Source organism: Streptomyces sp. NPDC001530, assembly GCF_042894545.1.
In the GTDB taxonomy this organism is placed as follows: Bacteria; Actinomycetota; Actinomycetes; order Streptomycetales; family Streptomycetaceae; genus Streptomyces.
Genome location: NZ_JBIAVS010000020.1, coordinates 23,793 through 38,196 on the forward strand (window position 1 = coordinate 23,793; position 14,404 = coordinate 38,196).

A 14,404-nucleotide genomic window follows, 5' to 3' on the forward strand; every position below is an offset into this window, starting at 1 on the left:
GTTAGGTCTGTTTCTGGTAGCGGCCTCGTCCGGGTTGGGTGAGGAAGCCTTGGCGGGTGAGGCGTCCGAGGCGGCTGCGGGTGACGTTCATGTTTGGGTCGTCGGTGGGCAGGCCGAGGAGTTCGTGCAGTTCGCGGACTCGAAATGCCTGGTCGGGGCGCTGGTTGAAGGCGTGCACGATGGCCTGGTAGGCGGAGTTCGACGCGGGTGGTTCGGATTCGGTCCCGGGCGGTGCGAGTTCCACGATGACCTTCCGGGTGGTGGCGAGGTCCGCGAGACGCGCCTCGCTCTCGGTGAGGGCGGTAGTGAAATGCTCGATCTGGCCGCGCAGTTCGCCGGCCTGGACGGTGGCCTCGTCGTGCCGGGCCTGGAGATCGATGAGGAGTTCGGTGATGTTCACGCGACCGCCTGGAGGGTGTCGCGCCAGGCCGGGGCGGGTGAGGTGAGGCGGCGGGCCATGTTCGCGGTGGAGGCCCAGTACTGAGATTCCGGGCGTGATGTCGCATATCACAGGGCCTCTGAGCTGGACCCATTGACGACTGCGGGGCGACACCACACAGAGATCATCAGTAGACGCGTGAGGCGGCGTTGTCGGGCCGGTGATCGTATTCGCGGGCCAGGCGTCGGTGCAGCATCAACGTGCCGTTGACCTGCTCGACTACCCACCGCTTGGGCTGTGGGACGAAGCCCCGGTCTGCGGGGTTGCGGCGGACGACCTCGACGGTGATGTCCAGCAGTGCGCCGTGGATGATGACCTCGTCCTTGAAGCCCTGGTCCACCAGAACTTTCTCCAGGCGGTTCCCGCACCGTTCTGCGGCCTGGTCGAGGAGCGCGATACCGGCGGCGTTGTCGTGGGCCGAAGCTGCCAGGACGACAACGCCAATGATCAACCCCATGACATCCACGGCCAGTCCGCGCTTGCGCCCCGGCGTCCCCTTGTTGGCGTCCAGTCCCGTCGTGGTCTTCGGGACACCCGCAGCAGCACGCACGGACTGGGTGTCGATGACCACGAGGGACGGGTCCTCTAATCGGCGGGATCTCTCCCTGACCTGGCAGCGCAGGAGTTCCTGGATCCGCTGGTCAAGCCCGTCCTGGCGCCACAAGCCGAAGTAGTAGAACACCGCTGACCAGGACGGCAGATCATGGGGCAGATAGCGCCACTGGCAGCCCGTCCGGTTCTGATAGAAGATCGCGTTCACGACCTCCCGGAGATCGCAAGTCCCGCGGTCTCCGGTTGCCGACCGCCCCACCCGGTCCTGCTTCCACGCCGTGATCACCGGCTCGATCAACGCCCACTGCTCACCCGATAAGTCGCTCGGATACGGATCGCGCTCCATGCCCCGCATCTCAACATGGGCATGCCGAGTGATTGGTCCGTACGACGATCAGCCCCACGAACGAGTGATCACGAACCGAGGGAGAAGAGACTTAACGTCCTCTCAGAGCACGTCCGCGTCCGAGTTGCTCATCTCGCCGCCTGACAACGCACGCGCCCTGGTCGGAGGCCGTACTGGAAAACGGCTCCAGCAGCTTCCATTCCAGGTCGGTGGTGTCCGACGGGTAGCGGCGAGACCCCTCACCGAGATGCCAAACAACGCGGCCCCAGGGAGGTGGGACGGGGCGACGTTCATTCCGCCGGGAACGCTTCTACGCCTTTCCAGCGGGCACTCTGGAAGCGGACGGTGAAACAAACTGCAAGCAGTCCGGTCGCTACCCCGGCGGGGAGAGCCGCGGCAAGCGGTGCATTCAAACCGTAGACCAAGATCCCGGCGTCCGCGCCGACAACTACGCTGGTGATGACGCCCACGCTGCCCGCGACGCTGAGCATCCGCTGGAACGGCTTGCGTCTAGGTGTAAGCATCACGATCGCCTGTTCGGCTCCCGCGACCGCGCGAAGGTTGTCAGCCAGCTCTGGCACCAATTCGGCGTAGATTGCCCGCAGTTGTGTAATGCGACGGCAGAACTGCCAGTCGTCGATTGAAATTTCCAGGCACCGGACGAAGGTAACTAGGCCGAGGAAGGCCAAGGAGGAGAGCACCACGACTTGAAAGATAGTGGTACCCGCATTGCGCCCCGGGTGACCGTAGAAGCCGAGCGCGATAAGGCCGGCCGACACTGCGCCGAGGAACATGCTGGCACGCCCGTTGGCTTCACCGATTGTGCCAGCGCGCGCAGTTTGTAGGTTGTAGTGCTCAGTGGTCAATAGTGTGATCCATGCTGATGCCGCCCCGCCAGCGGCGGAGAGCCGCAACGCATCCCCCGAGTCAGAGGCCGGCGACTGCCCGGAACCGGATTCAGTCATGTGGGGCAACCTAACGTCGCTGATCGAACGTCGTCTGCAGGTGGCTTGCGCCGCAGCAAGAAGCTACAACCATGCCCGGGAAATCCGGGCGTAGAGCACAGGGCCGAGTCAGCGTGTCCGGGAGTGGATACCGCTGAAGCCTCCGCGCCCGAGCAGGTGACGTGAAACCGCGTCCCGTCAGGAACAGTTCTCGGACGGCTACTCCCGCTTCGGCAGCGCCTCCAGCAGGCGCGGCAGCGGCATTCAGGCGAGGCGGCTTCGCGGAGGGACTGCGCGTATCGGGTGTGGCACCGTGGCGGCAGGCCTGGCCCGTCCCCCTCCCCCGCAGCGACGGGCCAGGCCTCTGTTCAGCGGGCGAGCTTCCGGGGAGCGCGGTCGCCGCTATTCAACCGAATGGTTGACAAGCCGGAATCCCGGCCGTAGGGTATTTAACCAATCGGTTGAATATGAGAGGTGCGAGGTGACCGACGATCGGCTGTCGCTGGTGTTCTCCGCACTGGCCGACCCCACTCGGCGCGACATCGTGGCCCGGCTCGCCGCCGGGGACGCCACGGTCAACGAACTGGCCGAGCCGTACGACGTCACGGTGCAGGCCGTGTCCAAGCACATCAAGGTCCTTCAGGACGCCGGTCTGGTCACTCGCAGCAGAGACGCCCAGCGGCGGCCCTGCCACCTCGAGGCGGAGGTCTTCGACCTGATGACGAAGTGGATCGAGCGTTATCGGCGCGAGGCGGAGGACCGTTTCCGCCGTCTCGATGCCCTCCTTGAACAGATGGGTGAGCAGCCGGCGACGGGCACCCCGGCGAAAGAGGCGGCATCATGAGCACCACTGACAGGCATCACGGCAACGAGACGCGGATCGTGGCCGACCCGGGTCTGCCCACCATCCTGATCATCCGGGAGTTCGACGCTCCGCCGGAGCGCGTGTTCCGGGCGTACACCGACCCGGATCTGGTCGTCCAGTGGCTCGGCCCGCGTCGGCTGACGATGCGGATCGACCAGTACGACGCGCGCAGCGGTGGTTCCTATCGCTATGTGCACCGCGACGACGACGGAACCGAGTACGGCTTCCACGGTGTGTTCCACGAGGTGCGCCCCAACGAGCGCATCGTGCAGACCTTCACCTACGAGGGCTTTCCGGATGGCGTCAGCCTGGAGACGGCGGTCTTCGAGGACCTCGGTGGTCGCACCCGGGTCACCGGCAAGTCGCTCATGGACTCTATCGAAGCCCGCGATTCGATGCTCAAGAGCGGCATGGATCACGGCGTCCGCGAGGGCTACGAGCGGCTTGACGAGCTGCTCGCCGGTCAACAGAACGACAGCGCCGACCAACACACCGAGACAGGATCCTGATCATGGCGAGAACAGCAGCCGATGAGCACCGCACCGTGGCCCGCGTATTCACCGACCGCGTACGCGGCACGGATCCACAGGCATGGGACAACCCGGCGCCGTGCGAGGGGTGGGCCGCCCGAGACGTCGTCCGCCACCTCGTCGAGTGGTTCCCCGCCTTCCTGAAAGCCGGCGCCGGAGTCGAACTGCCGAAAGGGCCCTCGGTGGACGACGACCCGGTGGCCGCCTGGGCGATACACCGCGACGGGGTCCAGGACCTCCTCGACGATCCGGCCACCGCACACAAGCTGTTGTCGAACCCGCACATCGGAGAGATCCCACTGGACCGGGCGGTCGACCAGTTCTACACCGCCGACATCTTCATGCACACCTGGGACCTGGCACGGGCCACCGGCCAGGACGAACACCTCGACCCCGCCAAATGCGCCCAGCTGCTCGACGGGATGCTGCCGCTCGACGACGTGCTCCGTGCGAGCGGGCAGTACGGACCGCGCGTCGAGGTGCCGGAGAGCGCCGACGTCCAGACTCGCTTGCTCGCCTTCATCGGCCGCAAGCCCTGACGAGCCGGAAGGCACCGTCGGCGGGGTCAGCGCACGACTTCACGGGCCCGGTGCAGGTACGCCCGCTCGGCGGCGCGGCCTCCCGGTGGTTCGCCGGATCCGTCGGCGGACGGTGACTCCCCGTGCGGCTCCATCGTGATCTCCTTCGATCGGGATGAGGTGGTTGTTCAGGGTGGGCGGTTCTCCCATGCCCTATTCAGTGGTTGTGGTGGTGTCGACGGTGTAGACGTCCTTGACCTTCACCTCGGTGACGCCGCGACCCTCGGAGAACACCGCGCGCCAGTCGCCGATGACGTGCAGCTCGTCGGTGCCCATGGCGCGGACGACCATCAGGCCCTCGTCGTAGGCCCGGTGCGCTTTCCACCACAGGTTGGCGAAGGCCTGGGAGCGGATGAGGTGCATCCAGTCGGTGCGGTACAGCTCCCGGTTGTCGTTCGACTCCCCCAGCGTCGAGACGAACTTGTTGTACATGGCTTTGACGTACTCCAGCGTCACTTCGTCCTCCTCGGCGATCGCCCGGTCGCGGGCGTCCTTCAGAGCGACGGGGTACTTCTCTAACAGACCCTCCGTGGCGCCGGAGGTCCAGGACTCGTGGATCTCCGGCAGGTCGCACAGCCCGTACTTCGGGCCCGCGAGGCGCAGCAGTAGGCGCAGGGTCGGCTCGGTCACCCACAGCCGGCCCGGCTCGTCCCGGCTGCCGATTGGGTTCGGCAGGTACGCGTCGTGTTCCCAGACCGGCGGGGTGATCAGGTGGACGCCGGCGCGGCGGCGGTCGTGGTTATCGCCGGTGGAGTGCTCCAGCTGGCCGATCGGCAGGTGGGTCTAGAGCGCGGACAGGTAAGCCCCGTTGATGTCGAGCGCGGTCACCTCGTGCTCGCCCTCGGGCAGTTCGGGCCTGCTCCACTTGGGGCGGGCTTCCCAGTCACCGGCTGCGGGGCCCGCTGCCATGCGGCGACTTCGTCCAGCAGACCGAAGTGGTAGTCGCCGTACGTGCCGCCCGACTCGGAGCGGCACAACTGCAGTCCACCGCTAGCGGCCCATGGCGTGTACGTGGAAGCGGTCTAGCCGCATCCGGATGTGGAGGAAGACGGAGTCCCTCACGGCCCACACCCCTCTCCGTGAAGCGCGATCCGCCACCTCAACCGCACGGGCCAGCGCCCGCTCGCCAGCCAATGGCCCGCGGGTTCGTGGTCCCAGGAGCGCAGGAATCTGCGAACTGGCCGGGTTCGGCTGCCACCCGCGCCGATCGTGGTGTGCACGCCGGTCCAGGCGAGGGTACGCAGCCGGATCAACTGGGCGAGGCCTTCTGGCCCGCGCTCGAAGTACTTCTCCGCGCCGGTGTTAGGCGGAGTTCGCTGTCTCAATGCGGCACGTCTCGCATGCGCTACGTCACCCGTACGTCTACTGCTGGCTGTTGTTGTCTGCCGTTCAGCCGGGGGGTATGCGCGGGGCGGCGGAAGACCGCTACGTCGTTGCCTCCTGCCTACGATGAGACCTCTCGCGGCAGTGAGGGCGACAACGCGAGCACAGGGTGCTGCCAGGAGCCCTGCAGGCTTGCCTGTACTAGGTTCCACACGCGCACTGTGTCGTCGAGGGAGGCACTGGTGGCGGCGACCGGGGTACCGTCCACCACCGCCCACGCCCCCGCCATCACCGTGATGGTGTGGCCGGTGAAGGGCTAACACCTGCTCCTCACGAGCCAACTCGCCCCGCCCAAACCGCTTTCCCCTGTGTGCACCGTAGTGCCGGCAGTGGGGTGATGCCTGCTGGGCACGCCCTTTACCTTACGTGACCTGTGCCTGGCGTGATCTTTGCCTGGCGGGGCCCACGGTTCGTCTGGCCTTCACTCAGGTCCAGCCCAGAGCTCCTAGGGTTACGGCGCCTCCCCCCGCACGTCCGTCACTTCTGTCCGGAGGACAGTCATGACCGCCGTCAAGGCTCCCAAGCGCACCCTCGCCGCACTCGCCGGTGCTGTCGCCCTCACCGCCACGTCGATCGGACTGTGGGCCGCCACAGCCTCCACCGCTCAGGCCGCCGCGCTCCCGACCCCCGACCACGTGGTGGTCGTGGTGATGGAGAACCACGCCTACTCGCAGGTGATCGGCAGCTCCAGCGCCCCGTACATCAACAACACCCTCAAGGCGGGTGGCGCCAACCTCACGCAGTCCTACGGTCTCACCCACCCCAGCGAGCCGAACTACTACATGCTGTTCTCGGGCTCCAACCAGGGCCGCACCGACGACAGTTGCGTCAGCGTCGGTTCCATCAACAAGCCCAACCTCGCCTCCGAGCTGATCGCCGCCGGCAAGACCTGGGCAAGCTACAACGAGTCGCTGCCCAGCCAGGGTTCGACGACCTGCAGCAGCGGCAACTACGCGCAGAAGCACAACCCGTGGTTCGGCTTCTCCAACGTGCCGACGAGCAGCGCCAAGACCATGACGCAGTTCCCGACCGACTACACCACCCTGCCGAAGGTCTCCTTCGTCGTACCGAACCTGTGCAGCGACATGCACGACTGCTCGGTCTCCACGGGCGACACCTGGATCAAGAACAACCTGGGCGCCTACGCCACCTGGGCCAAGACCCACAACAGCATCCTCGCCGTCACCTTCGACGAGGACAACAAGCTGTCCGGCAACCGCATCCCCACCGTCTTCTACGGGCAGCACGTCGCCCCCGGCAGCTCCAGCTCCACCACCTACAACCACTACAACGTCCTGCGCACCGTGGAGGACCTGGCCGGTCTCACCGCGCACGCGGGCAACGCCGCCTCGGCATCCGACATCACCGGCATCTGGAACTGACGCCCGTGTATCTCGCGGACTCCCGCAGCACCAAGGCCGCCGTCGCCCCGGACACCCGTCCGGGGCGGCGGTCGGCCGCTGTGCCCGGCACCGTGCTGGCCCTGGGTGCGGTCAGCCTGATCACGGACATCTCCTCGGAGATGGTCACGGCCGTCCTGCCGCTGTACGTGGTCGCGGGCCTCGGCCTGTCGCCGCTCGGTTTCGGTCTCCTGGACGGCATCAACAACGGCGTCGGGGCCCTGGTCCGGCTGGCCGGCGGTCACCTCGCCGACAGCGGAGGCCGCCGGCACAAGGTCGTGGCAGGCCTTGGCTACGGCCTGTCGGCGGTGTGCAAGCCGCTGCTGCTGCTCGCCCACACCCTCCCCATGATCAGCGCCGTACTCGCGGCCGACCGCACCGGCAAAGGGCTGCGCACCGCCCCCCGGGACGCGATGATCTCCCTGGCCACCCAATCCGAGCACCGGGGACGGGCGTTCGGGGTGCACCGCGCCATGGACACCACCGGCGCGCTGCTCGGCCCGCTCGTCGCCTTCGCCGTGCTACGGGCCACCGTCGACGGCTACGACGCGGTCTTCGCGGTCAGCGGCTGCGTCGCCGTGCTCGGGGTCCTGGTGCTGGTGCTCTTCGTGCCCCGCCACATCGTCGCCCCCGCCGATGCGGTACGGCTCCCCGAACCGGCCCGGCCGGCCCTGCGTGACGCGATCGGGCTGCTGCGCCGTCCGGAACTGCGTCGGCTCACGGTGTGCGCGACCCTGCTCGGCCTGACCACCGTCAGCGACTCCTTCCTGTATCTGCTGCTCCAGCGCGAAGGCGACCTGCCCGCCCACCTGTTCCCGCTGCTGCCCCTGGGCACCGCCGCGGTCTTCCTGCTGCTCGCCGTCCCGCTCGGCGCACTCGCAGACCGCCTCAGCCGCCGCCGGCTCTTCCTGGCCGGCCACGGCGTCCTGCTCCTCGGCTACGGCCTGGTGCTCTCCCCCTGGCACGGTGTCCCGGCCGTGGTCGCCGTCCTCGTCCTGCACGGCACCTTCTACGCCGCCACCGACGGAGTCCTCGCGGCCGCCACCGCGGGGGCCGTCCCGGCACAGCACCAAGGTGCCGGGCAGGCACTGGTCGGCACCGGCCAGGCGCTGGCCCGGTTCACCTGCTCGCTCGCCTTCGGCGCGGCCTGGAGCCTGTGGGGCGGGCGCACCGCCCTCGCCGTCACCGCAGCCGCACTGGCCGTCAGCGCCGTCGTGGCCTCGTTCGTCCTCCGTGCCACCGATGAGGTGCCCGCTTGACTTCCTCCCCTTCGTAAAACGAGGGGGATTCCTACGGCTCGCGCTGTAGGGGTTTCTGCTTCGTCGCCGACTGCCCGCTCGGAGTTCTCCGTTGAGGTCTTACACCAGCTCCACAGACAGACACCGCCAGCCCGGCGGCCAGAAGGTTCTTCGCCGCGTTAACGTCCCGGTCATGGGTCGTTCCGCAGCCGCACGTCCAGGTGCGGACGTTGAGTGGCATCGTGTCAGCCAAGGTGCCGCAGGCGGAGCACAGCTTGGTGGAGGGGAAGAAGCGATCCACCGCGATCACTTCCCGCCCGTACCAGGCGGCCTTGTACTCCAAAAGGTCCCGGAACTGCGACCATGCGGCATCCGAGATGGCGCGGGCCAGGCTCCGGTTCTTGACCATGCTGCGCACGGTCAGGTCCTCGATCACGAGCGTTTGGTTCTCACGCACGAGTCGAGTGGTCAGCTTATGCAACACATCCCGCCTGCGGTCGGCGATCCGGGCGTGGATCTTCGCGACCCGCTGTCGGGCTTTGCACCGGTTGGCACCGCCGCCCTTGGCCTTGCGGGACAACTCCCGCTGAGCCTTCGCAAGACGGACACGGTCCTGCCGCTCATGCCTCGGATTCGCGATCTTCTCGCCGGCCGAGAGAGTCAGCAGGTGGTCCAGGCCGACATCGATGCCGACCGCCGTGTCCGCGGCAGGCAGCGGCTTGATGCTGGTGTCCTCGCACAGCAGGGAGACAAACCAGCGTCCGGCACTGTCCCTGCTCACCGTCACCGTAGTCGGCACTGCTCCCTCGGGCAGCGGACGCGACCAGACGATGTCCAACGCCTCGACCATCTTTGCCAGGTACAGGCTGCCGTCACGGAACCGGAACGCAGACGTGGTGTACTCCGCCGACTCGCGCGACTTCTTCTTCGACTTGAAGCGCGGGTACTTGGCCCGCTTGGCGAAGAAACCGGCGAAAGCGCTCCGCAAGTGCCGCAGCGCCTGCTGCAACGGAACCGAGGAGACCTCGTTGAGGAATGCCAGTTCTTCCGTCTTCTTCCACGCCGTCAGCATGGCCGAGGTCTGGTTGTAGTTGACCCGTTGCTGTCGCGCCCACGCCTCGGTCCGGGCCGCGAGCGCCAGGTTGTAGACCTTCCGCACACACCCGAACGTGCGCGACAGCTCAGCTGCCTGCGCATCGGTCGGGTAGAACCGGTACTTGAATGCCCGCTTCACATGTGTGGTCACAGCTCACAAAGTACTGCACCAACTTCTGGCCATCTGCGGGTAGTTGGCGGTGAACGCCGATCCGCCCTGGCGGCGGATCGGCTTTCCTGGCCCTGCTCCGCAGGCGTCCCTTTCCTCTCCCGCCTGAAGGCGGGGGTATCCACGGAGGAATCCTGATGACCCGAACCACCCGCCTGCTGATCCTGCTGGTCGCCGTCCTGCTGCTCGGCGCGGTCGGCACCGGGTCGGTGCTGTACGCCGCCCACCGATCGGGCATGCGTGACCAGCAGCAGGCGGACGGTCCGACCGTGCAGGCCGGTACCGTCTCGCTCCGGCCGACGGCCGGCCGCCGACTGCTGGTGCGCAACCTGGCCTGGGGCCCGCACCGCGACGAGATCGCCACCGTGCCCGCCGACGATCCGCAGGGGCCGCGCACCGCATCGGGCGTCAAGTGCCTGCGCTTCCACGCGGCAGCCGGGACCGGCATCTGCCTGCAGGCCGTACACGGCCCACTGGAGGACACCTACCGGGCGGTGGTACTCGACTCGCACCTGCACGAGCTGCACCACTTCCCGGCAGCGGGCATCCCCACCCGGGCCCGGGTCTCACCCTCCGGCCACATGGTCGCCTGGACGGCCTTCGTCAGCGGAGACTCCTACGCCGGCACCAACTTCTCCACCCGCACCGCCATCGTCGACACCCGCACCTGGGCCATCGACGACAACCTGGAGACCTTCCACATCATCAAGGACGGCCGGCCCTACCGCGCCGCGGACACCAACATCTGGGGCGTCACCTTCGCCGACGACACCCGCTTCTACGCGACCCTGGCAACAGGTGGCCAGACCTACGTGGTCCGCGGCGACGTCGCCGCACGCACCCTGACCACCCTGCACCGCAACGTCGAATGCCCCTCCCTCTCGCCCGACGGCACCCGGATCGCCTACAAGAAACGCGTCAAGGGAGCCTCTCCCGACGCCCCCTGGCGGCTGTACGTCCTCGACCTGCGCACCATGACGGAGACCGCGACCGCCGAACAGCGCAACATCGACGACCAGGCACTGTGGGCCGACGACTCCACCCTCGTCTACGCCCTCCCCGGCGACTACGGCTCGGACCTGTGGACCGTCCCCGCCGACGGCACCGGCGCGGCCCGCCGGCTCATGACCTCCGCCGTCGCCCCCGCCTATCTGGGGTGACAGGCCGCCGCGGGATGCGGCCGCGGCGAGGGCGGCGCGACCGCGGTGGCGGGCACCCCTGCCGAGGGAGGCCGATCCACGTTGCAGGCCGGCTTGACGCCGTCGCTGAACGCGACCACCCGGGCAGGATCCCGCTCCACGCCGAACGAGGTCGCCCCTCCTCCTGGTTCATCTGGTCCATGAACGGGCTCTGCGCTCGGTATAGAAGGCCAAAGAGCGGTCGACATCGCTCACGGGCAAGATGACGACCTCGAGCATGTACTCCATGTGATCATTTTGGTGCAGCACGGCGCAGCCCCGCCACCTTGCGAGCTTCCACGATACGAATGATCCGCCCGGGAAAAGCGAATGGACATGGCCTTCCGCGCCGGTCCCTCCGTTCGAAGAATCTCAGCGAAATGCACCAAGATTCGTGATCACGGAATCGCGGCGGCATCGGCACAAGAACTAGGATCGGCCCCAGCGCACAGATCACAGCGCCATGAGGGGCTGCCCCGGCCGGCCCCCCGCAGGAGGTCCGCAATGGCGACGCTGCTGTCCGTCAACGTAGGTATGCCCAAGGACGTCTCCTGGCAGGGAAGGACTGTCCACACCGGAGCCTGGAAGGCCCCCGTCCCGGGCCCCCGCATGGTCCGGCGGCTGAACGTCGATGGAGACGGTCAAGGAGATCTGGCCGGGCACGGCGGCGAAATTCGAGCCGTCCTCGTCTACCAGCTGCAGTCCTACCAGTACTGGCAAAAGCAACTCGGTCGCGACGACCTGACCTTCGGGATCTTCGGGGAGAACTTCACCGTCGACGGCCTGCCCGACGACGAAGTATGCATCGGCGACCGGTACCGCATCGGCGAAGCCGAATTCGAAGTCACCCAGCCCCGCGTCACCTGCTACCGCGTCGGCATGCGCCTGGGGGAACCCACCATGGCCTCCCTGCTCGTCGCCCACCACCGCCCCGGCTTCTACCTGCGCGTCATCACCGAGGGACGCGTCCAGGCCGGCGACGAGATCAGCCTCACCCGCAAAGGGGCGGAAGAACTCAGCGTTGCCGAGATCGACGCGCTGCTGTACCTCCCCGGCCGCGACCCCGCGAAGCTGCGCAAAGCCCTCAACATCCCCGCCCTCAGCCCCGGATGGCAGCAGTCCTTCCGCGAACTCGCCGCCGCCCAGCAGCCCAAACAGGAACCGGGATGGCCAGGCGAACGCGCCAGCACCCAGCAGCCCAGAGAAGAGCCGGGATGGCCGGGCTTCAAGACCATGCGCGTCGCCCGCATCGTCCCCGAGACCCCCACCGTCTCGTCGATCTACCTCAACACCACCGACGGCACACCCCTACCCGAGGCCCGCCCGGGCCAGTACCTCTCCATCCGCCTCGCCATCGGCGAAGAGGCCCCCGCGGTGCGCAGCTACTCCCTGTCCTCCGCGCCCACAGCCAGCACCTACCGCATCAGCGTCAAGCACGAGCCCCACGGGGCAGTCAGCAGCTACATCCATGCCACGCTCCACCCCAGGGACCTCGTGGACATCGCCAGCGCCCGCGGAACGTTCGTACTCGAAGAAAGTACCCGTCCGATCGTCCTCATCTCCGCAGGGATCGGTGCCACTCCCGTGCTGGCCATGCTCCACCGACTCGCCGACACACGAGACCCACGCCCTGTCTGGTGGATCCACACCACCCACGACCGCGCCCACCACGCCTTCGCGGACGAGGCCCACGCCCTCCTGGCGCAACTCCCCTACGCCCACGAGCACATCTACTACACCTCCGAAACCCCACATCCCGACGAGCCCCACATCACCCAGGGCCGCCCGACCGCCCAATCACTCACGGCCATGGGCATCCCCACCGACGCCGACGCCTACCTCTGCGGACCACCCGCCTTCATGGACGACCTCGGCGGCTTCCTGCGCGATCACGGTCTGCGCCCCGAGCGGATCCATGCGGAACAGTTCAGCGCCCTCCCCGCCATCAATCCCGGCGTCACACCCACCGCCGCGATCCGGCCGCACCAACCACCCGGTCCCACGGGCACCGGCCCCCTCATCACCTTCTCCCGCAGCGGCGTCACCACGCCGTGGTCACCCGCTCACGCGTCCCTCCTCGATCTCGCCGAAGCCTGCGACATCCCCACCCGCTGGTCCTGTCGCACCGGCGTCTGCCACACCTGCATCACCCACCTCGTCTCAGGTGACATCACCTACGCCACCCCACCCCTCGAACTCCCCGAGCCCGGCACCATCCTCGTCTGCTGCAGCAAACCGAGCACCGAAGTCGTCCTCGACCTCTAATCGGCCGGCAACGGCACAGGTCACCCCATTTGGCCTCAAGACCTCGACCTCAACGTGCACGTGAACGCCCCCAGCCGCACGCGAATGAACAGTCAAACGTCGAAGGGCGATATCCGCTGGGGGTGTCGGCGAGGCTCTTCACGACTGATTCTGGGCCAACCGGTGGTACTCCGACTCGCAGCGCGTTTTCCAAGCGGCCTGAAGCGGCACGGGATCGGCGAGCCCGGTGACCACGCGCTCGCGTGGGCATTCAGCCGTGGACAACGGACAGTTTCAATCCCTGTCCATAACATCGCCTCAACCACGAAGGGGGCCTCCCCCTCTACGTTGCCCACGTCCGCATCGACCCTGACGGCACCACCCACCTGGACCGAGGCGCGTGGAACCTCCCTCTCACACCCGCATAACCAAAAGGACGGCAACGGCTAGATGATCGATTCCAAGGGGTCAGTGGTCATATGCGGTCAGTGAGCGCAGGACGGGCTGTCCTGTGTGGTCGTTGTGCCAGATCGCGGCGGTCATTGCGAGGATGCGTTGCATGACGCGGACGACGACACCGCCGGGTGTGCGGCCTCGGTGCTGTTCGAGATCGAGTTGGCCCTTGAAGGTCTCGTTGACCGACTCGATGACCTGCCGCAGCGGCTTGAACAGGGACGCTCCGGGCCGCTCCGGCTCGCCTCTGCGGGCCGGGCGCAGCAGCCGGATGTCCTGCCCGGCCAGTTCGTGTTCGAAGCCCCGGCCGTAGTAGTTCTTGTCGCCGATCAGCGTCTGGCCGGGCCGGTCGGCGGCCAGGCCGGGTTCGGCAGCGAGGAGGTCCAGCAGGGTCTCGCGCTCGTCGGCCTTGGCGCCGGTCAGGGCGAAGGCGACTGGCAGGCCCTGGAGGGTGCACACCAAGTGCAGCCGCAGGCCCCAGAAGAAGCGGCTGTGACTGGCGCAGTACCCGTACTCGGCCCAACCGGCCAGGTCGGAACGTTTGACGGTCTCGCGGGAGCGGCCGCATTCCACCGGTGTGGAGTCCACGATCCACACGTCGTCGCTCCACACGGAGGTGTCGGTGGCCAGCAGGCGGGTGACCCTGCGAAGCAGGTCGGCGCTCTTGCGCAGCCGCTTGTTGTAGCCGGGCTGCTTGGGCAAGTACGGGAAGAGATGCCGCAGGTGGGAACGGGCGTGGCGAAGCCACCTCGCCTCAGAGGTGAAGCCGAGCATGGCCTGCATCATCGCCAGTGTGACCAGCTCGGCGTCGGTGAGCTGCGGGGCGATCCCCACGGCCGGCCGCCATGGCGCGAGATGCGGAGACGCCTTCAGCAGGTCGTCGGTTTTCACATAGAGTGCAGTCGCGAGGGTGTCCAACTCTGTCTTCACACACTGACGTTGGACGCCCTCGTCCCATGCGCGCAGCCGATCCCTTGAATCGATCATCTA

11 protein-coding genes and 2 pseudogenes are annotated in these 14,404 nt (G+C 67.4%); 7 read left to right on the top strand and 6 right to left on the bottom strand.

From position 1 onward, the window contains the following. Position 1: 1 nt before the first annotated feature. The 3 genes and pseudogenes from ACFY0T_RS35425 to ACFY0T_RS35435 form a co-directional block, all read right to left on the bottom strand. Complete coding sequence (locus ACFY0T_RS35425; RefSeq protein ID WP_388880173.1) at positions 2–400, bottom strand: hypothetical protein; 399 nt, start codon at positions 398–400, stop codon at positions 2–4. A 169-nt stretch (positions 401–569) separates the two neighbouring features. Then, positions 570–1,337, bottom strand: a pseudogene (locus ACFY0T_RS35430) (IS5 family transposase); the annotation flags it as partial. A gap of 290 nt (positions 1,338–1,627) precedes the next feature. After that, complete coding sequence (locus ACFY0T_RS35435; protein ID WP_388880177.1) at positions 1,628–2,302, bottom strand: hypothetical protein; 675 nt, start codon at positions 2,300–2,302, stop codon at positions 1,628–1,630. A gap of 460 nt (positions 2,303–2,762) precedes the next feature. Between ACFY0T_RS35435 and ACFY0T_RS35440 the strand changes: the two genes are divergently transcribed. Genes ACFY0T_RS35440 through ACFY0T_RS35450 form a run of 3 tightly spaced genes read left to right on the top strand, consistent with a single transcriptional unit; the run spans position 2,763 to position 4,215 of the window. After that, complete coding sequence (locus ACFY0T_RS35440; RefSeq protein ID WP_388880180.1) at positions 2,763–3,125, top strand: ArsR/SmtB family transcription factor; 363 nt, start codon at positions 2,763–2,765, stop codon at positions 3,123–3,125. Further along, positions 3,122–3,655 carry an SRPBCC family protein gene (locus ACFY0T_RS35445; RefSeq protein ID WP_388880182.1) on the top strand — a complete coding sequence of 178 codons (534 nt, stop codon included), beginning with the start codon at positions 3,122–3,124 and terminating at the stop codon, positions 3,653–3,655. The genes ACFY0T_RS35440 and ACFY0T_RS35445 overlap by 4 nt, the downstream gene beginning before the upstream one ends. A 2-nt stretch (positions 3,656–3,657) precedes the next feature. Next, entirely contained in the window at positions 3,658–4,215 is a 558-nt protein-coding gene (locus ACFY0T_RS35450; protein WP_388880184.1) for a TIGR03086 family metal-binding protein, read from the top strand. Between the two features lie 192 nt (positions 4,216–4,407). Here ACFY0T_RS35450 and ACFY0T_RS35455 read toward each other — a convergent pair. Next, a pseudogene (locus ACFY0T_RS35455) lies at positions 4,408–5,139 on the bottom strand (transcriptional regulator); the annotation flags it as partial. 998 nt (positions 5,140–6,137) lie between these two features. Here ACFY0T_RS35455 and ACFY0T_RS35460 point away from each other — a divergent pair. Both ACFY0T_RS35460 and ACFY0T_RS35465 read left to right on the top strand, forming a co-directional pair. Next, on the top strand, positions 6,138–7,019 hold the full coding sequence (locus ACFY0T_RS35460; RefSeq protein ID WP_388880188.1) for an alkaline phosphatase family protein: 882 nt from the start codon (positions 6,138–6,140) through the stop codon (positions 7,017–7,019). 5 nt (positions 7,020–7,024) lie between these two features. Continuing rightward, positions 7,025–8,296 carry an MFS transporter gene (locus ACFY0T_RS35465; RefSeq protein WP_388880191.1) on the top strand — a complete coding sequence of 424 codons (1,272 nt, stop codon included), beginning with the start codon at positions 7,025–7,027 and terminating at the stop codon, positions 8,294–8,296. A gap of 31 nt (positions 8,297–8,327) precedes the next feature. Here the strand turns inward: ACFY0T_RS35465 and ACFY0T_RS35470 are convergent, their stop codons facing one another. Further along, complete coding sequence (locus tag ACFY0T_RS35470) at positions 8,328–9,521, bottom strand: RNA-guided endonuclease InsQ/TnpB family protein (protein ID WP_388880194.1); 1,194 nt, start codon at positions 9,519–9,521, stop codon at positions 8,328–8,330. Positions 9,522–9,676: 155 nt separating this feature from the next. Between ACFY0T_RS35470 and ACFY0T_RS35475 the strand changes: the two genes are divergently transcribed. Both ACFY0T_RS35475 and ACFY0T_RS35480 read left to right on the top strand, forming a co-directional pair. After that, positions 9,677–10,699 (top strand): TolB family protein, encoded by a 1,023-nt coding sequence (locus tag ACFY0T_RS35475; protein WP_388880198.1) that lies wholly within the window; start codon positions 9,677–9,679, stop codon positions 10,697–10,699. A 522-nt stretch (positions 10,700–11,221) separates the two neighbouring features. Continuing rightward, positions 11,222–12,982, top strand: a complete 1,761-nt coding sequence (locus ACFY0T_RS35480) for an MOSC domain-containing protein (protein ID WP_388880201.1) — start codon at positions 11,222–11,224, stop codon at positions 12,980–12,982. Between the two features lie 447 nt (positions 12,983–13,429). On the opposite strand, the gene ACFY0T_RS35485 is transcribed toward ACFY0T_RS35480, so the two are convergent. Further along, entirely contained in the window at positions 13,430–14,344 is a 915-nt protein-coding gene (locus ACFY0T_RS35485; protein WP_388880204.1) for an IS982 family transposase, read from the bottom strand. Positions 14,345–14,404 lie beyond the last annotated feature (60 nt).